General features: G+C 50.0%; 15 protein-coding genes. 11 read left to right on the top strand and 4 right to left on the bottom strand.

The features are described 5' to 3' along the window. The first annotated feature begins 243 nt into the window (after nt 1-243). The 4 genes from aroF to KDW_RS07725 all read left to right on the top strand — a co-directional run bounded on the left by aroF (nt 244) and on the right by KDW_RS07725 (nt 4,705). Nucleotides 244-1,308, top strand: coding sequence for a 3-deoxy-7-phosphoheptulonate synthase (gene aroF / locus KDW_RS07710; protein ID WP_151755424.1), 1,065 nt, complete (start codon nt 244-246; stop codon nt 1,306-1,308). A gap of 137 nt (nt 1,309-1,445) precedes the next feature. Further along, a complete protein-coding gene (locus KDW_RS07715; RefSeq protein ID WP_151755425.1) occupies nt 1,446-2,018 on the top strand; it encodes an ANTAR domain-containing response regulator in 573 nt (190 codons plus the stop codon). A gap of 66 nt (nt 2,019-2,084) precedes the next feature. After that, entirely contained in the window at nt 2,085-3,083 is a 999-nt protein-coding gene (locus tag KDW_RS07720) for a PSP1 domain-containing protein (RefSeq protein WP_151755426.1), read from the top strand. Nucleotides 3,084-3,130: 47 nt separating this feature from the next. Beyond that, a complete protein-coding gene (locus KDW_RS07725; protein WP_151755427.1) occupies nt 3,131-4,705 on the top strand; it encodes an SPFH domain-containing protein in 1,575 nt (524 codons plus the stop codon). A gap of 86 nt (nt 4,706-4,791) precedes the next feature. Here the strand turns inward: KDW_RS07725 and KDW_RS07730 are convergent, their stop codons facing one another. Continuing rightward, complete coding sequence (locus tag KDW_RS07730; protein ID WP_151755428.1) at nt 4,792-5,760, bottom strand: alpha/beta fold hydrolase; 969 nt, start codon at nt 5,758-5,760, stop codon at nt 4,792-4,794. A gap of 635 nt (nt 5,761-6,395) precedes the next feature. Between KDW_RS07730 and KDW_RS07735 the strand changes: the two genes are divergently transcribed. Next, on the top strand, nt 6,396-6,785 hold the full coding sequence (locus KDW_RS07735; RefSeq protein ID WP_151755429.1) for a hypothetical protein: 390 nt from the start codon (nt 6,396-6,398) through the stop codon (nt 6,783-6,785). A 181-nt stretch (nt 6,786-6,966) separates the two neighbouring features. Here the strand turns inward: KDW_RS07735 and purH are convergent, their stop codons facing one another. After that, nucleotides 6,967-8,535 (bottom strand): bifunctional phosphoribosylaminoimidazolecarboxamide formyltransferase/IMP cyclohydrolase, encoded by a 1,569-nt coding sequence (gene purH, locus KDW_RS07740; RefSeq protein WP_151755430.1) that lies wholly within the window; start codon nt 8,533-8,535, stop codon nt 6,967-6,969. A 251-nt stretch (nt 8,536-8,786) separates the two neighbouring features. On the opposite strand from purH, the gene KDW_RS07745 reads away from it, so the two are divergent. The 4 genes from KDW_RS07745 to KDW_RS07760 all read left to right on the top strand — a co-directional run bounded on the left by KDW_RS07745 (nt 8,787) and on the right by KDW_RS07760 (nt 13,587). Beyond that, the gene (locus KDW_RS07745; protein WP_151755431.1) at nt 8,787-9,713 is read left to right on the top strand and encodes a glycosyltransferase family 9 protein; all 927 of its coding nucleotides are present in this window, start codon (nt 8,787-8,789) and stop codon (nt 9,711-9,713) included. A gap of 540 nt (nt 9,714-10,253) precedes the next feature. Then, complete coding sequence (locus KDW_RS32230) at nt 10,254-11,093, top strand: hypothetical protein (RefSeq protein ID WP_151755432.1); 840 nt, start codon at nt 10,254-10,256, stop codon at nt 11,091-11,093. A 131-nt stretch (nt 11,094-11,224) separates the two neighbouring features. Then, nucleotides 11,225-12,184, top strand: coding sequence for an AAA family ATPase (locus KDW_RS07755; RefSeq protein WP_151755433.1), 960 nt, complete (start codon nt 11,225-11,227; stop codon nt 12,182-12,184). Next, entirely contained in the window at nt 12,181-13,587 is a 1,407-nt protein-coding gene (locus KDW_RS07760; RefSeq protein ID WP_151755434.1) for a DUF58 domain-containing protein, read from the top strand. Before KDW_RS07755 ends, KDW_RS07760 begins: the two co-directional genes overlap by 4 nt. A gap of 85 nt (nt 13,588-13,672) precedes the next feature. Here KDW_RS07760 and KDW_RS07765 read toward each other — a convergent pair whose 3' ends face one another. After that, nucleotides 13,673-13,933 (bottom strand): helix-turn-helix domain-containing protein, encoded by a 261-nt coding sequence (locus tag KDW_RS07765; RefSeq protein WP_151755435.1) that lies wholly within the window; start codon nt 13,931-13,933, stop codon nt 13,673-13,675. A 264-nt stretch (nt 13,934-14,197) separates the two neighbouring features. Between KDW_RS07765 and KDW_RS07770 the strand changes: the two genes are divergently transcribed. Then, on the top strand, nt 14,198-15,376 hold the full coding sequence (locus KDW_RS07770; protein ID WP_233097649.1) for a citrate synthase: 1,179 nt from the start codon (nt 14,198-14,200) through the stop codon (nt 15,374-15,376). A gap of 76 nt (nt 15,377-15,452) precedes the next feature. On the opposite strand, the gene yabN is transcribed toward KDW_RS07770, so the two are convergent. Next, nucleotides 15,453-16,982: a bifunctional methyltransferase/pyrophosphohydrolase YabN gene (gene yabN / locus KDW_RS07775; protein WP_162005037.1), complete on the bottom strand. Its 1,530-nt coding sequence runs from the start codon at nt 16,980-16,982 to the stop codon at nt 15,453-15,455. A gap of 239 nt (nt 16,983-17,221) precedes the next feature. Between yabN and KDW_RS07780 the strand changes: the two genes are divergently transcribed. Then, nucleotides 17,222-17,677, top strand: coding sequence for a hypothetical protein (locus KDW_RS07780; protein WP_162005038.1), 456 nt, complete (start codon nt 17,222-17,224; stop codon nt 17,675-17,677). Nucleotides 17,678-17,713: the final 36 nt, after the last annotated feature.

Here is a 17,713-nt window from a genome sequence, read left to right on the forward strand (position 1 = left end):
AGCAGACTTATTGTAGCCGGTTCCTGAAAAAAAAGAAGCGGAAAACAACACGATGCTCAGCCAGCATATAAAATTCGTACAATCGAGCTTTTATTATTGGTATAGCCCTCCAGCATGATGGTGGGCCCTTTGGGCTGAGCAAAAATACACCACCAGCGTGCTGGAGAAGCAGAGGATAAATCCTCTGCTTTTTTGTTTCTTAAAATTATCCAGATTTTTTCGATTGATGAAAGGGTTACAGAAATGATCATAACTATCCGCAATGCAGCCAACAGTGAAGCCAGAGCTCAGTTGATGGCACTCTTATGTCGCATCACTGGCAGTCAGGGTCCAATCACAACAACACATATGAATGGGCGCGAGGTGGTGGCCATCGACTCAGCACTTATCAATACAGAAGCGCACTCATTATTGAAGTCCCAGCCAGCAGTCGAACAAACCCACTCCCTCAAAACGCCCTACCAGCTAGCCAGTCGAGCCTTCCAGTCAGAGAACACCAGCATCACCATCGGATCAACCAATACCTGCACTCCCGTCACTATTGGTGGCATCAACGCGGATCCTGTAATCATGGCTGGCCCATGTGCCGTCGAGAATCGTGAACAACTCATAACAACTGCACAAGCGGTCAAGCGTGCAGGAGCACAGGTATTGCGTGGAGGAGCATTCAAGCCGCGTACATCACCATACCAGTTCCAGGGACTGGGGATAGAAGGTCTGCACCTGCTGGCGGAAGCACGCAATCTTACCGGCCTGCCAGTTATCACCGAAGTCATGGAACCAGGTATGGTTGAAATCGTTGCCCAACACGCCGATGTACTGCAGATCGGTACCCGCAATGTCCAGAATTTTCCACTTTTACTGGCCACTGGACGTAACAGCAAAAAACTCCCCGTCCTGCTGAAGCGTGGCCTCTCCTCTACATTGGATGAATGGTTACTCGCCGCTGAATACATCATCGCAGCTGGAAACCCCAACGTTATTCTGTGCGAGCGCGGCATTCGTAGCTATGATCCTCAGACCCGCAACGTGCTCGATCTCACCTGCGTCCCTCTGTTGCAACAGCTGACTCATCTCCCCATTGTCGTAGATCCCAGCCATTCCACCGGTCGCCGCGAACTTGTGCCAATTATGTCGCGCGCCAGTATTGCCGCCCAGGCTCAGGGACTGATCATCGAAGTACATCCAGATCCTGATACCGCCCTCTGCGATGGCAAACAATCTATTACACCAGAGCAGTTAGAAAAAATCATTCACGAAACAACCATGATTGCCCATATGATCAGAGGCGAAGCCCGTGTCGCTTAAGCCCATGCTCTCACAAACTCTTAAGAGCAGCCACTCCACTATCGACGCTTGATCCAGTGTTATGATATACTCTTTGTACGTAGAAAGAGTATTTAATTAGATGGGTGGGAATAGACCAAAGGCTTTGAGGAGACACTATGCCAACACGAATTATTATTGCCGATGACGAAGCCATTCAGCGCATGGATCTGAAAGATGTGCTGACAAAACAGGGTTACCTGGTCATTGGAGAAGCTGGCGATGGCCAGAGCGCAGTCAACCTGGCTCGTGAGCTGCGACCGGATCTGGTCATCATGGACATTCGTATGCCCGATATGGACGGCATTGCCGCCGCCGAAACACTCGCACAGGAAAAGATTGCACCAGTGTTGTTGCTCACTGCCTTCGGAGATCAACAGTTGGTCGAGCGCGCCAAAGAAGCTGGCGTGGCCAACTATGTCGTAAAACCTCTGCGCGAGAGTGAAGTTGCACCTGCAATTGAAGTCACTCTGGCACGCTACACTGAGTATCGTGCTATCGAGGAAGAGAATCGTACGCTCTCCGAAAAACTGGAGACCCGCAAAGTCGTCGAGCGTGCCAAAGGTCTTTTGATGGAGAAACAGGGGCTTTCCGAGCAGGAAGCTTTCCGCAAAATCCAAAAGGCCAGCATGAACAATCGCAAATCGATGCGGGAAGTAGCCGAAGCTATTTTATTGACGAACGAAATGTAACGCAAGATAACAGGATGTGGCGGTGCTGCTACATCCTTCAATTGTCTAGCAAGAAATAAAAAATCGATGTCAGTGACAGCGAGCAATATAGAGCAAGATCAAAAAATCATTGTCGTTGGCATTCGTTTTCGTCCAGCAGGTCGAATCTATTATTTCGATCCGGTAGGGCAGACCTTTTCAACGGGTCAATATGTTGTGGTAGAGACAGTTCGTGGCCTGGAGGCCGGCCGGGTAGTTATCGCCTCAAAGAAATTGGCTGAAATCGATCTGAGTGATCCGTTGAAACCTATTCTACATCTGGCAACCGAAGACGAACTGCGCATGATGCTCTCGTTCAAAAGTAAGGAAAAAGATGCGCTGGTACGCTGTCATGAGCGGGTGGTCTACCATAAACTTCCAATGAAGCTTGTGGAAGCCGAGTACACGTTTGATGGCAGTCGCCTGACCTTTTACTTTACAGCAGATGAGCGCGTAGATTTTCGTGCCCTGGTCCGTGACCTGGCAGCAACCTTCAGGACACGCATCGAGCTTCGCCAGATAGGCGCACGCGATCAGGCTAAATTACAAGGTGGTGTCGGCCCCTGCGGCAAGACACTTTGTTGTAGTTCGTGGATTACTGACTTTGGCATTGTCTCCATTAAGATGGCCAAAGAGCAGGGACTCCCTTTAAATCCCTCAAAAATCTCTGGTGTCTGTGGGCGCTTGATGTGTTGTCTCTCCTATGAAAATGACAACTATATTCAAGCCAAGCAGCAGATGCCACAAATCGGGACCTTCCTTGATACCCCTGGTGGGCGAGGCAAGGTCGTAGCAATCAATGTACCGCAAAATTCAGTCGAAGTCATGCTGGAGAGTAGCGTCACTATCCATGTGCCTGTAGAAGAAAAAAAAGCTGCGGGTGGCTGTGGAAGCGGTGGCGCGTGTTGTAGCACAAAAGGTGGCGGCGGAAGCTGCGGCACTGGTGGCGGCTGCGGCAGTTGTGGCTCTGGTGGTAGCTGCGGCACTGGTTCCACCAAAGGTGGTTCAGGCGGTTGCGGATCATGTGGCCTCAAGAAGAAGCCGTAATACAACGACTATCTGGTTGAAGAGATGAGAGGAAGGTGTGTGTATACATGTCGTCGTCAGACGGGAAGGACCCGGGGGACTCCTGGCAAGAACCCCACAACTCAACTTCTAGCTGGCATCAGTTTCCTGAAGAGTTTCCGGTGGTCGAAGGTGAATTGCTTGAGCCTCAGGATGAGCTAGTAGAAGATTACTCCGATACGCCTGTTTCAGCAGAACCTCCAGCGAGTGATCCGCGCCGGGGTGCACCAGTAGCGGCTTCCTCGCCTTTTGAGTTTATCAAACATGTCAGTCAATATATTACGCTAATTCTGATCCCTCTCTTACTCGGTGGCCTGACCTGCCTGTTTGTCTTACCACAGGTGGCAACAGGACATGCCGTTCTACCCCCCGAGGGATTCTGGCCCATCCTGATTGTGATTATCGCGGTAACTATCGCCCAGGCAGTCACGGTCTATTATGCTGGAGCAGATAACGGCGTGTGGACTCTGGCTACGCTGGGAGGATTTTGTCTCCTCCTGCTGGTTGCCTGTTTTTCTGTTTATGGCATCTGGGCTGGTATTCTGGTACTGGTTGTGCTGATTGCTCTTGGAATCGTACTGGCCCGTCGCTGTGTCCATCCTGTTCCAGAGGGCTCTGTCGACATTATCTTTAGCTTCAAAAAATATGCACGTACCCTCTATCCAGGTTTCAATATTCTCTTACCCTGGGAAGAGGTGTCGGCACAGCTCAATGTCGAAGAAGTACAATGGATGTGTCCGGCTCAGATTATCCAGCTCTCGCGTACTGAAGATGTGATGTTACATGGCGTTATGTCTTATCAATTGGTGCAAGAGGATGCGTATCTGGCTGTGACACAGGTCAAAAACTGGGAAGATAGTTTGCGCCAACAGTTCCAAACACGGTTGCAGGAAATCACGACTGTTTTCAGGCCGGATGATTTTCTACCCTGGCCCGATGGCCGACAGCGCAGTTCAATGCAACCAGGAGACGATGATTTTGCGGCCGGCTTTGAACGCCGCGAGCAGATCAATAACTATCTTTTCCAGTTGTTGCGGGATAAAGCCGCGCTCTGGGGTGTGCAGATTAACTGGGTAAGTATCCGCGATATCGAGATCGCCCCCCACGGTTCAATCAAAATTGAGCCGGTGCAAACACCACCACCCGCCCAACCAGCCGTGGCTCCTCAGCCCCAGGCTCCTGCAGTCACCCAGGCCATTCCTGTACCCACGACTACGGCCCCTCGCACATATACCCCGGCACCAGCGAACAATCAGCCTAAACCGGCGGAAGAACCACCGCGACCACAGTATACGGAAAATAAGGCTACGCAGTCCTATGAGCTGACTGAAGAGGTCTTAATCCAGGCTTATACAAATGTGCAAGATGGACGCATCACTGATCCAGCGACTATTCGTGGTATCGCTGCCCGCTTCGATAAAGTAGCAAGCGATCCCAGGGCCAGTCAGAGTGTAAACTTTGATGCCGCCCAGGCCGCCCGTAATCTGTATGAGCAGGCACGTAAACATGAACACGCGTATCAGGGTGAACTCTATCATGATGAAACCCAGCCGGAGTGGGCTGTACGCCGCCCCAGAGATGAGAATCTGATGGCCGGTGGCTGATCCCGTTTTCAATATATAAAAAGAGCAGGCCTGATTGCCTGCTCTTTTTATATATTGAAAACGGAATTATCCTGTAGTTAGTCTCGTTATTTGACAGTTGTGGCAGCAAACTCACGCACCAGATTATTAAACTGGGCCGCCTGCTCATCCTGAATATGCATCGTAGCTTTATCCACAATACGGACATCAATCCGAGGGTTGACACGTTTGAAAGCGCTGCTGGCCTCGGCAGGTGTCAACATACCTTCACGACCCCAGACTCCAATAACTGGCACCTGCAGACGGGCAAATGGCTCGTGTACATCCAGATTCAAATGGCCACTGAGGAAGGCTGCACTGGCATGACGGCTATCTGGCTGATGGGCGGAGGTATAAATGTACTCAACCAGTTCATCCGTGATCAGGCCAGGATTATGATAACCCTGGGCATCATAGTAATTACGAATAGCCCGGCGCGAAGTAAACGTGTTATAGATAAACTGTCCGATAATTGGTGTGCGCAACACAAACTTCTGCAACGCATTCAAAGGACCAGGATAGGACTCCTGTAATATCGATGGAGGTGCTCCCACTAGAATCAGGCGCTCAAACAACTGTGGGCGTCGATAGGCGGCCGCGATAACATAAGCACTGGTCAGGCCATGAGCCACGACAATCGCGGGCTTGCCCACCACCTCACGAATAAAATCATTCAAGAGATCAGTATACGTTTCAGCGTCAAAATCGATCGCCGGATGGTCTGACAGACCAAACCCCAGGAGATCCAGAGCATAAACGCGGAACTGCTCGGAGAGGGTATCGATATTCTTACGCCACTCATAAGAGGAGGCACCAGGTCCAAAGCCATGAATCAACACCACTGGCTTAGCTTCACGATTACCCTTCACCTCATAAAACATATCGCCGTATTTCCATGGATAACGGCGCTCTTCCCCTGTTAGAACAGTGTCAAGCTCGCCTGCCATGGTCTCAGTCACTTTGTTATATAGAGCGAGTGCGCCTAAGGCACCGCCCAGAATCAGGCTGGTATTAAACAATTTTTTTGCAATTGCCATATCTATAACCACTCCTATCCTACTTGCTGTTCCATCAATTTCAATAGAGAAGGCGATGCGTTCATCACCTCAACAATATACTATATTGACTTGCCCTGTGGAAAATATGCATATTTCTGCTACTTTTTACCTATGTATAGAGCCTGGGAGGCTCAAGAAGTAATATAGCATGTGCCAGCAAAATTGCGCAAACGGTACTAGTCCAAATAGTCATATTATGCCTGCATGACCGCTTATCCAACCAATCACCCTCTATTCCTACATCATACCGTCTGTTGAGCTCAACACTCCCGCCTTCGGCGGGAAAAGGAGGAGAGGAGGGAGTTGAGTGGGGACACCCCACACCCCGGCAGGTGGGGCTCGACGCCCCTCCTGCACCACCCCTCTTTCCACCACAACAAAAAAGAAACATGGGCGCTTTAGGGACCGAGTGTACCGAGCGCGACACTCACCTAAAAATATGATAATATAATCCGCGCAAAAGAAAAATGGCTACCATCATAAACTTGATACTGGCCAGACGTTGATTTATTCCGACATAACGACTACAATACGAATACACAAATTTTATTTGTGCATTCACATTGTCCAGTCCTTTTCTTGTAACAAATCCTCCTCGAAAGGAGCCCTATACTGTGAATAGTCCATTGGAGATCCGTAAGGTCATCCTGGGCGTAGTCATGGCGATAGTCTGGATGTGCATCTTCATATTTTTGAAGGACTCTATTGTCATTGACTGGGCCGGAGATGGTTCAAACCTGACCTCTCTTAAACTGGTGCTTGGCGTAATCGGCCTGCTGGTCGTTTTCTGCTACCACCTGTTTGTAAATGCCAGTCCCGAAACCAAAAAATTAAGCGCGACAGCAACCCTGACCATTGTCTGGCTTTCCCTTATTCTCTTTTATCCCTTTAAAGATCCAGCCAATACAAATGGTGGTGCGGTCGGCTTTTTTGCCTTAATTGGTGGTCTGGCCGTTGTGGTGTTGTGGGTGCGCTTCTTCTCAGACGAGCTGGTCGCTGCCTGAAGGTAGTTTTATCAATTCTGAGAAAAGAGGAAGGCTGCTGCTATGTATGTCCAGTATTTCCTCCAGCCTGCATCGACACAAAAACATGAAACCTTTCCAGATGCTGATGTGTCTCTTGAGACGCAAGTTATTTAAGGAAACCTCCTTGAAACATTTGGAAAGGTTTCATGTTTTTGGCCCGTTAATGTCTGAAGTGACGCTTACCGGTAAAGATCATGGCCATGACGTGCTTATTGGCCATGCGAATTGATTCCTCATCCCGCAAAGATCCTCCCGGTTGGATAATTGCGGTCACACCTGCTTTGGCGGCCGCCTCTACTCCGTCTGCAAAGGGAAAGAACGCATCAGATGCCAGTACGGAACCATGCGCTCGATCAGCCGCTTTATACGTAGCGAGCTGTACACTGGTTACACGACTCATCTGTCCTGCCCCAACTCCGACGACCATCAATTTGTGGGCCAGCACAATGGCATTGGATTTCACACTGCGCACAACTTTCCAGGCAAACATTAGATCGGTAATCTCTTCTAAGGTAGGATCACGATCGGTGACCACACGATACTCGGCCTCACCATCACCCACGAAATCCGGCGTCTGCAACAGGAGTCCTCCCCCTACGGTTCTCACTTCTGAACGCCTCATCAGGAGCAACTCGGTATTGATCGTTTTGGGCTCAATCGGACGATGCGTGGCCAGCAGGCGCAGGTTTTTACGCTGGCCCAGAATCTGGAAGGCCTCAGCGCTAAACTCCGGGGCGATAATGGCTTCGTAAAATAGCTGACTGATCTCCTCGGCTGTGGCTCGATCAATGGGTCGATTACTACCAATCACACCACCAAAAGCAGAGACAGGATCACCGGAGTGCGCCTTTTTATACGCCTCCACCAGCAGATCATCACAGGCCAGACCACAGGGATTGGTGTGCTTCACGATCACAATCGTTGGAGCGGTAAAACTCTGGACCGCATTTAAGGCGGTATCAAGATCTAAGAGATTATTATAGGAAAGTTCTTTGCCTTTCAGGATCTCACACTCGGCCAGGGTAGGTAGAATCACAGAGGTGGGAGAGCCCGCCCGGCGATAAAAAGCGGCTTGTTGATGTGGATTCTCACCATAACGTAAAGGCTGGATACGTTCAAGGGAGATCGTCAACTCTTCTGGAAACCGTTCGTCCATGACACCGCGTAAATATTCCGCGACTGCTGTATCATAACAGGCCGTATGCTGGAAAGCTATGGCGGCCAGATGACGGCGCGTTTCCAGACTTACCTCGCCTTGCTCACGCCACTCTTGCAATACATCTATATAATCCTGAGGACGTACCAGCACTACCACATCCTGAAAGTTTTTGGCGGCCGCTCGCACCAGTGCTACCCCGCCAATATCGATCTGCTCCAGGGCCTCGTCGAGCGCGATACTTGGATCGCTGATTTTCTCCACAAAAGGAGACAGATTAACTGCCACAATATCAATTGGTTGAATCTGATGTTTCTTGAGCTCCTTCTCATGCTCTGGAAAACTTCGATGAGCCAGAATTCCCCCAAAGATAGCCGGGTGCAGCGTCTTGACACGTCCACTTAAAATCTCTGGAAACCGGGTTAACTCGTTAACAGACTGCGTAGTAATCCCCTCTTGCTCCAGTGCCTTTTGAGTACCACTGGTCGCAAAGATGGTAACATGATGGCTTAGCAGTTCTTGAGCTAACATAGAGAGTCCCTCATGGTTAGCTACACTAATTATCGCTCTCATTGGTCATCCTTTCAGGATGTATAGGTCAAGAACGAACAACACAGGTGCCAGCTACTGGTGCTGAGATACAAAGATAGTTCACGTAGAATCTCTAGAATATTAGAGGTATCCTCCTTGTATCAGTATATGCCACAAGGCATAGAACAGCGAACGCAACTATTCCTGCGCCTCTATCTAGAAGACTGGCCTGACAACGCTATCAGGATAGGGCCCACTGGCGATGATAAACAAGGAAAAGAAAGAAGGATTGTATGCGTATACTTGTGCTACGACCCGGAGCAATTGGGGATACGCTGGTGACGTTTCCGCTTTTGCAGCGGTTGCAACGGACCATTCCAGATCTTGAGTTGACGTTTGTGGGTAACGCGGCTGTACTTCCACTGCTTCAGGAATTCAAACTGGCACAGGAAGTATCTAATTTTGAGGAACGCCTCTGGAGCCGACTCTTTCTTCCAGCGGACAGTCGAGGCCAGCAACTATTACATAGCAAGTTACAACAGATAGATTGTGCCATCTGCTGGCTAGGCGATCCAGAGGGTACCGTGAAGGCCAACTTGCGATTCGCAGGTGTATCCCAGATCTTTATTATGCCAGGACGACCAGGATCCCGGGTTTCGCTGCCAATTGTAGATTATCTGGCCACGAACATCAGGCATCTGGTGGGTCCAGATATCTCCTGGCAGCCTCCTAATGCATACGCCTGGCCGCCAAACAGTGAGAGCATCCGGAACCATACGATTGCCATTCATCCAGGTAGTGGAGGAGCCGCCAAGTGCTGGCCACTCACACATTTCGTGGAGCTGATTACTGCCCTCTGGCAACAAGCCACGCCGGTCTTGATATGTGTTGGGCCAGCGGAACAGACACGACTCCTGGATTTGCAGAACCTGCTGCCCGAGCCACCAGCACCAGAGTTGCTCCACATGATGCAAGATGCACCCCTGACGCTACTGGCTCAGACGCTTCGCCAGTGTTGTGGCTATGTCGGGAACGACTCGGGTATCACCCATCTAGCCGCTCTACTAGGAATGCCCACGCTGGCCCTTTTCGGTCCCAGCAATCCAACTATCTGGCATCCCATCGGTGAACGCGTCCAGATCATCCACAATCCCTCACTGGATACAATCACTCCCGCCGACGTAATGGCGATTCTGGCACTCGTGCTCTGTCAAAATTGATGAGAAGGGCAGGGGTGCAGGGGTTGGCCATCTCCGGACTGAGTTCCAGGGCTATGCCCTGGCCTCCCTCCCCCTCTCCCGCCCGCGTAGCGGGCGAACCTTTCCCATGAAGCTTGACAAAGTACCAGTAGGCTGTCAGACATCATGTGATGGTGAGGCGGGGATGCAAGGGGCGGCGAGCCCCTTGACTGGGGGATCGGGGGCTGGGCCCCCGACATCTCCCCCCTCCCGCCCGCGTAGCGGGCGCATAACTCATCAAACGAAGTTTGACAAAGCACTAGTGTAAATTTCCGGCAAGAAAAAATATCATCATCCATAATTGCTTTTTCATAGCGTCTATTACACACAGGAAATTAGCACTTTTTACTAGAAATTTTACAGAGACACAAATATCACATATACTCGTTCGTGTTGATCTATTGAGCAATGCGTAGTAGGTGCTGCCAGAGAAGTTTTTCTACTTTTTTCTATTATTTTTACAGGCCTGGCCTGTACGGCAATCGCACAGCCCTTCCCGCATGAGAGAGAGGAGGATGTTTTATGTATGAAGATCCAGCGAATTCACCCTATCAACCAGATGCAGGGGTGCAACATGACGCGCCTACGGAAATGTTTCAGGCTAATTATCCCACGCAACAGGCGCCAGGCAGACCATTTAATCCAGGCCAGCGCCCAACACCCAGCGTTCGGCCGGAGCAATTAATTAATAAAGGGAAAGCTAAAACACTTCCTCCTGGACCATGGTATACCAAGTTGGCATATTTATGGCGCACGGATCCAGCCTATCGTGTGCTCTTCATTGCGATCGGAGCAGTAGTGCTGTGTAGCCTTATCGGCTTAGCCTTGCTCGGAACAGCCTTTTCACAGTGGGGCAATCCTGGCAACTCAACGTCTGCACCCAATCAGGCAAATACACAACCGAACACCCCGACACCAGATGCACAGCAGACCAGTGCCGCCAATGCAACACCTACAGCAACCGCACAACCAACTGCAACACCAACGCTGGCACCCACTCCAGTACCAACACAGCCTCCACCCACGCCTACACCGGTGGTCAACAATGGTCCTTTAACGGCCCAGATCAGTGGCATTCCCGGTGCTGTCAATAATCATACAACAGTTAATGTCACAGTCATGACCAAACCTGGAGCTACCGTTGCCCTGGCAATCAGTTATTCTGCGATCCCTGCGTTTCAACAGACGACGGCAGTGGTCGCCGATGCGAATGGCGTGGCCACGATCCCCTGGACCATCAATGAGCAGGCATTCAGCAAATTCCTCCGCAATGCAACAGCTAACGTCGTGGCGGTAGCACGTGATCAAAACAATCAACAGGTCAATTCACAACCTGCGACCGTGCGCGTCAGGTTGGGCTAATGCTCCTCATCCAGGTGAAGTTTGGGAATCTTTAGACGTATATTCTATGATCACATCAGGAAAGGACGTAAGGATACGTTCTTTCCTGACAAAAATGTTTGCTTACATAATTGAATAGCATAGGTATATATATGGAACAGAACGACGACATTCGCCTCATATGGAGTACAGCCCAGACCATCAGAAATAATGTTGGTCGTGTGATGATTGGAAAAGATGAGGTAATAGAGTTACTGGTGGTAGCTCTACTCTGCGAGGGCCATGTATTATTTGAAGATGTGCCAGGCATTGGAAAAACAACGATGGCGAAGGCACTTTCCCGTTCCCTGGGCTGTAGCTTTCAACGTATCCAATTTACACCCGATCTGCTTCCTTCAGATATCACAGGCATCACCTTCTATAATCAGAAAAAGGGCGATTTTGAATTCCGGCCTGGTCCTTTGTTATCGCAGATTGTACTGGCAGATGAAATCAATCGCGCCACTCCACGTACCCAGTCAGCGCTGTTAGAAGCTATGGAAGAGCGCCAGATCAGCGTTGAGCGTTCTACCTTCCCACTTCCACGCCCCTTTATGGTGGTCGCAACCCAGAATCCAGTCGAGCTTGAAGGAACATTTCCCTTGCCCGAAGCGCAGCTGGACCGCTTTCTCATGCGTCTCCGACTCAACTATCCCACCAAAAATGAAGAACGGCAAATACTGCAACGTTTTAAAGAGCAGCAGCCACTGCAGGAGCTTCATCCAGTAGTGGATGCGGAACAACTGACACGTTTACAGCGGGCGATACGCAAGGTGCATGTCAATGCAAATGTTGAAAACTATATTGTTGAGCTTATTCATGCGACCCGTGAGCATAGCGAAGTAGAGCTTGGTGTAAGTCCACGTGGCACGCTGGCACTTTATCGAGCCAGCCAGGCCATGGCTGCGGTTGAGGGCCGTAATTATGTTATTCCGGACGATGTCAAACGTCTGGCCCCACATGTGTTATCGCATCGGATGATTGCGACCAATCAGTCGCGTTTACATGGCCATGATATGGAACAGGTAATTGTAGATATCTTACAAAGCACAGCCGTACCGGTTGAACAATGAGCAAAGCAAAAGTCTCTTCACGCAAAACAGCCCGACGCGGTGCCATGGACGCGCAGGGTGGCCATGTCCGTCCACAATTATATCTGCTGGGCGGTTTCGTGCTGCTGATCAGCATCGTGACCCATATTCCACTGCTGCTGGTCTGTAGTCTGATCTTTCTGTTAGCGCTTGGTATTACCGATCTCTGGGCCAATTATTGTTTACAAGAGGTGCATTATCAACGACACCTTAGCGAAAAACGGGTCCTCTTCGGTGAAGAGATCACGCTCTCTATCTCGATTGAGAACGCAAAGCTTTTACCGTTACCCGTAATCCAGGTTGATGATGTACTCCCACGAGCCTTACCATTAAAGGGACAGGCCTTCCGCAAGACCATGATCAGTAATATGGTAACACTGGAAGGTCTCTTTAGCTTACGCTGGTATGAGCGTGTAACCAGAACATATACGATTCAGTGTATTAATCGCGGCATCTATACATTTGGTCCCGCCAAACTGTCCAGTAGCGATCCCTTTGGCTTTATCAGCCGCGAGCTACAGGATACCAGCATTAACCACGTCCTGGTATATCCATTGGTGGTGCCACTCGCGAGCTTTCAACTGCCTTCACGACGTCCCTTTGGAGACCTGCGTACAGCGCGCAAACTCTTTGAAGATCCTTCGCGGGTAATTGGGGTGCGCGATTATGTGTATGGCGATAGTATGCGCCGGGTAGACTGGAAGGCGACCGCACGTACACTACAGATGCAAAGTAAGATCTATGAGTCAACTACAACTTACTCGCTGGCAATCTTCTTAAATTCCGCGATTCAGCTTGATAATTACTATAGTATCCATCCAGCCTTGCAGGAACTGTCAATCTGCGCGGCGGCCTCCATCAGCAACTGGGCTCTAGATGAAGGTTACACGGTTGGCGTCTATGCGAATACACCAATGAGCCTGGTCGATGAAGCTTTTTCGGTTGAAACGCTGGACTCCCAGGAACTAGACAAGTCGATCGCGGATCAGCTCAAGCGCCGCACGGTCCATGTTCCGGCCGCAAGCAGTGAGGATCAACGGCAAAGGATTATGGAGACGCTGGCACGCATTCAGCCCCATATGGGAACCCCACTCGAAGATGTGATGCATATACAACGCCCTCATCTGTCGATTGGTACCACGATTGTAGTGATTACAAACCAGATCAATGAACGTATAATGGACATTCTCTTGCATATGCGACGTAGCGGCCATGCTATCTCGCTGCTACTGGTAGGAGACAATCCACCGCCACCACGCTTAGCAGGCATTGCGGTTCATTATCTGGGCGGTGAAGAAGTGTGGGATAGGTTACAAACGACATATGGCCATGTACCAGGAGAAGAGCACGAGGCTAATCAGCAGAGTGTAGGATTTCAGTTATAGCGAAGATCTGACTGGTTCGCTGTTGACTATATGATCCTCAAGCCAGCGTAACCAGTCACCACTACATAAAACAGTAAAGACAAACCTAAATATCAGAGATCCACTCCCTGGCATAAGGTATTTCTGTCACCGTATTCACGACAGTTTCAGCACCATCTTCACTGGTCCGTAAGCGCACGAGGGCTTCCAGCTCAGCCTGCTTATAAAGCCGCCGCTTTTTCATTCCCTGTCGATAACTTTTAAGCACGCCACGACTCACATAGGTGTAGAGCGTGGATAGCTTGATGCCGAGAAAAGTTGAAGCTTCGTGGCCGTCTAAGTAAGGTTCACCATTTAACTCGATCAAAGGTCAGCCCTCCTTCCATTGCTCAGTTAAGACCATTGACTTGCTTATTAGATTCATAATTGCATTTTTTATCGAATATTAAATATCTACGTAACCCTTTTATCATCCCATATTTACCCTGAAAAATCAAGCCTGATCGATAAAAATCAAGGTAAATCAAGTAACATCAAGTTTTGTTGACATTTATCATTGTAAATGATACAACTAGAAAAGATGAATGCATCTGGCAAGTAATCTATGAAAAAGCAAAGGAGCAGATAGACAATGTCAACGATGATACCAGATACAGGTAATACTCCCCAGAAAGAAAACAGCGCTCCCACGGCTGCTAAGCCAAATAAAGGTGGATTAGAAGGAATTGTAGCGGCTACTACCGCGATCAGCCTGGTAGATGGCACAGCCGGCCGCCTGATCTATCGTGGCTATAATATCCACGATCTGGCCCGCACCTGTACCTATGAAGAGGTTGTTCATCTCCTGTGGTTCGGACATCTTCCCACCCAGACAGAGTTATCAGCATTACACGAGAAATTTGTTGCAGAGCGCACCTTACCAGATTTCGTGGTACAAACCATCCGTGAACTCCCCACCACGACTGAGCCAATGGATGTATTGCGTACCGCCGTTTCAGCCTGGGGTGCCGTGAGCGTGTCGGGAAAACCAACCATCGAACAGGCCATTGCAGCGACGGCCCGCTTCCCTTTAATCCTGGCTGCCTTCAATCGCTTCCGCCAGGGCAAAGAAATGCTAGAGTCACGACCAGAACTGGGTCATGCTGCTAATTATCTTTACCTGTTAACTGGTGAGTTGCCTAAAGAAGAGCATGTCCGTGGTTTAAATACCTATCTGGTCCTGCTTGCTGACCATGGCATGAACGCCTCAACCTTTACAGCACGTATTGTTGCCAGCACCGAGTCGGATATCGTCTCGTCGCTCGTGGCAGCCCTGGGAGCCTTGAAGGGTCCATTACATGGTGGAGCCCCTTCGAAAGTACAGGATATGCTGCATGAGATTGGTAGCGTTGATAAAGCCGAAGCCTGGATTCGCGAGGCGATCACCCACGGCGGACGCTTGATGGGCTTTGGCCACCGCGTCTATAAAACCACTGATCCACGTGCCGAGGAGCTACGTGAAATGGCTCGCGTCGCCGATCCAGAGGACTTCAAACTATCCGGCTATGTAGAGCAAAAAGCTCTGGCACTGCTGGATGAGATGAAACCAGGTCGCAAACTCTATACCAACGTGGAATATTATTCGGCCGCCTTGATGAAGGCGGTTGGACTCAGCGGAGATCTTTTCACCCCCACCTTCGCAGTCAGCCGCTGCGCTGGTTGGACCGCGCATATTCTGGAACAGGTCAATAATAACCGCCTGATTCGTCCAGAAGCCGAGTATACTGGTCCACAGAGCGCCACCTTTGTGCCCCTGACAGAGCGCAAATAAACTTTCTGCTCCCCTACAAGGGACAAGACAAAGGAGGAAGCCCACCCGGGTTTCCTCCTTTAGCTTTTCTATGGCATCAGTTACTTGCGATAGCTTCTTTAGCACGCGCCCACAGTTTTTCCCATTCAGGTCTGCTATACGAGGTCAAAGGACGTTCTTCCTCACGGGCCAGGCTCTCCATCGTCTGGAAACGCCGCCGGAATTTGCGGTTCGCCAGGCGCAGGGCCTCTTCCGCGTCGACCTTAAGGAAGCCAGCCAGCTTCGCCACCATAAAGAGCAGATCTCCAATCTCTTCCAATTGCTCCTCAGGAGAGGCCGCCTGCTTGATCTCCTCTAACTCCTCCTCCAATTTTGCATACACATCCTGCAGTGAAGTAAACTCAAAGCCAGTCTTGATTACGCGCTTTTGATATTCCTGCGCCACCATCAGAGCTGGCGTGGCCTGGGGTACGCGGTCCAGCACACTCTCATTATGCACATCCACACCTGCCGAGGCTCGCTCCTGTTTCTTAATCGCTTCCCAGTTCTGGACCACCTGACTGGAATTGTCCACTTCAACCGTACCAAAGACATGAGGATGGCGGCGAATCAACTTGGCGTTCACATGTTCATAGACATCGCCAAGAGTAAACTCATCAGCCTGGCGTGCGACCTCTGAATGTAAGTAGACCTGCAAGAGCAGATCACCTAGTTCTTCGGCCAGTTTGTCCATATCATTCTCTTCCAATGCCTCCACCACCTCATACGTCTCCTCAATCACATAGCGCTTCAGGCTATCATGCGTCTGCTGGCGATCCCAGGGACAGCCATCGGGCTCACGGCGCAGGCGCATCGTGATATAGCGCAGCGTCTCAGGCAAGCGCAGGGCTGAGAGTTCAGGAACCGGTGGCACATAGAGGGTGCTGAGATGGTTGGCAAAATTGTTACGGTCCAACTCATACAGGGGCATCTCAAGTACTGCTTCTTCCTCTCCTACACCGGCAGCACGTACAAGCTTGACCGGCCACTCATCGGGATAGCATTCGCCCAGGGCCAGTTTGACCTCGCTGGCCAGACGACGATTATAGACCTGCACAATCATTAAGGGAATAGTCGGAATAATTTTGCCGGCCACTTCATCTATATGTGAGATTGCCAGATTGGTGGCATCGATAATCTGTGCACCCACCTCAAACGGATCCAGGGCCAGCAGATTGCAGACGGGTTCAATAAACGACAGGCCAGAGACGATACGTGTTGTAATGCCCCGTTTACGGGCCTGCTCAAGTACCAGTTGGACCGAGGTCTCACCAACCAGTGGATGACCTGGTACGACATACACGATTGGATGCTGGAGCGCCAGATCACAGACTTCCGTCGCGATCTGCTGATAGAGCGAACTCCAGTCATCAGATTCATCATAGAGTCTATCGAAAGACTCTATTCGTAATTCAGGTAGATCTTGTTTTAATGGCTCAACCGTGGGATGAATAATCGTGCGAAAGTAGACGGTCTGCTTATCATGAGCAGCCTGCGCCAGTACACGGCGCGCTTCTAGCGTCAAATCATCCATACTACCAGGGCCAAGGCCAACAATAGTAATCGCTGAAACAGGTATCGCGGTCATAGAAAATAGGTCCTCTCCCCTGATTCCACCTTTCCGGTGATTCGGGATAAAATATATCTGCAAAAAATGCAAAGTTTCCAGCATTGTCGAAAAACAAACAAAGTGTTATGCTACTTTTATACAAAACAGCAACGGTTGCTTATTCATTGAATAAGCACGACAAGGAGGTTCTCAATGGCGTCCCTGAAAGCCAAAAAACCACTTGCCCGGTGTGCGATCAAGCAGACCAGGTAAAAACAATGCAAGCAGCTTATAGCTCTGGTGTGGCACGTTGTGCGCCACCGGATATGCCTACCCGCAATGTTTCCATGATGAAACCAATTGTTATTTGCGGCGTTCTGGTTGGTATGTGTATCTTCCTGATTATTACTCTGATTGGTGGCATGGAAAGTGGCCTTCCCGCTTACGTCCAATTAGGCCTGGTAATCATAACCCTTATCTTAATTGTTAGCTCCCTGGTTACGTCCTATATGGCCTTCCAACGCATCGTAAAAGGCGACGACGAAACCACAGTGCTCTTTCCTGCCTGGGACAAAGCTACATCGCAATGGAAGAGTCTATCATACTGTTCTCGCGATGATGTTGTCTTCGATCCAAAGACGAATAGCAAAGTTTCAGATCAGCAATTAGCTACCTTACGCGCCAGTGCCACCCAGGAACTCAAAGGTGAATTACAAGCCGCTGTCCAGCATTAATTATTCCTGCTATCATACAACAGGGGACCGATGATC

This window comes from Dictyobacter vulcani, from assembly GCF_008974265.1.
Classification (GTDB): Bacteria; Chloroflexota; Ktedonobacteria; order Ktedonobacterales; family Ktedonobacteraceae; genus Dictyobacter; species Dictyobacter vulcani.

Coding starts and splice junctions, on each gene's coding strand:
- aroF (WP_151755424.1), top strand. CDS start 244: ATGATCATAACTATCCGCAATGCAGCCAACAGTGAAGCCAGAGCTCAG.
- KDW_RS07715 (WP_151755425.1), top strand. CDS start 1,446: ATGCCAACACGAATTATTATTGCCGATGACGAAGCCATTCAGCGCATG.
- KDW_RS07720 (WP_151755426.1), top strand. CDS start 2,085: ATGTCAGTGACAGCGAGCAATATAGAGCAAGATCAAAAAATCATTGTC.
- KDW_RS07725 (WP_151755427.1), top strand. CDS start 3,131: ATGTCGTCGTCAGACGGGAAGGACCCGGGGGACTCCTGGCAAGAACCC.
- KDW_RS07730 (WP_151755428.1), bottom strand. CDS start 5,760: ATGGCAATTGCAAAAAAATTGTTTAATACCAGCCTGATTCTGGGCGGT.
- purH (WP_151755430.1), bottom strand. CDS start 8,535: ATGAGAGCGATAATTAGTGTAGCTAACCATGAGGGACTCTCTATGTTA.
- KDW_RS07745 (WP_151755431.1), top strand. CDS start 8,787: ATGCGTATACTTGTGCTACGACCCGGAGCAATTGGGGATACGCTGGTG.
- KDW_RS32230 (WP_151755432.1), top strand. CDS start 10,254: ATGTATGAAGATCCAGCGAATTCACCCTATCAACCAGATGCAGGGGTG.
- KDW_RS07755 (WP_151755433.1), top strand. CDS start 11,225: ATGGAACAGAACGACGACATTCGCCTCATATGGAGTACAGCCCAGACC.
- KDW_RS07760 (WP_151755434.1), top strand. CDS start 12,181: ATGAGCAAAGCAAAAGTCTCTTCACGCAAAACAGCCCGACGCGGTGCC.
- KDW_RS07770 (WP_233097649.1), top strand. CDS start 14,198: ATGTCAACGATGATACCAGATACAGGTAATACTCCCCAGAAAGAAAAC.
- yabN (WP_162005037.1), bottom strand. CDS start 16,982: ATGACCGCGATACCTGTTTCAGCGATTACTATTGTTGGCCTTGGCCCT.
- KDW_RS07780 (WP_162005038.1), top strand. CDS start 17,222: ATGCAAGCAGCTTATAGCTCTGGTGTGGCACGTTGTGCGCCACCGGAT.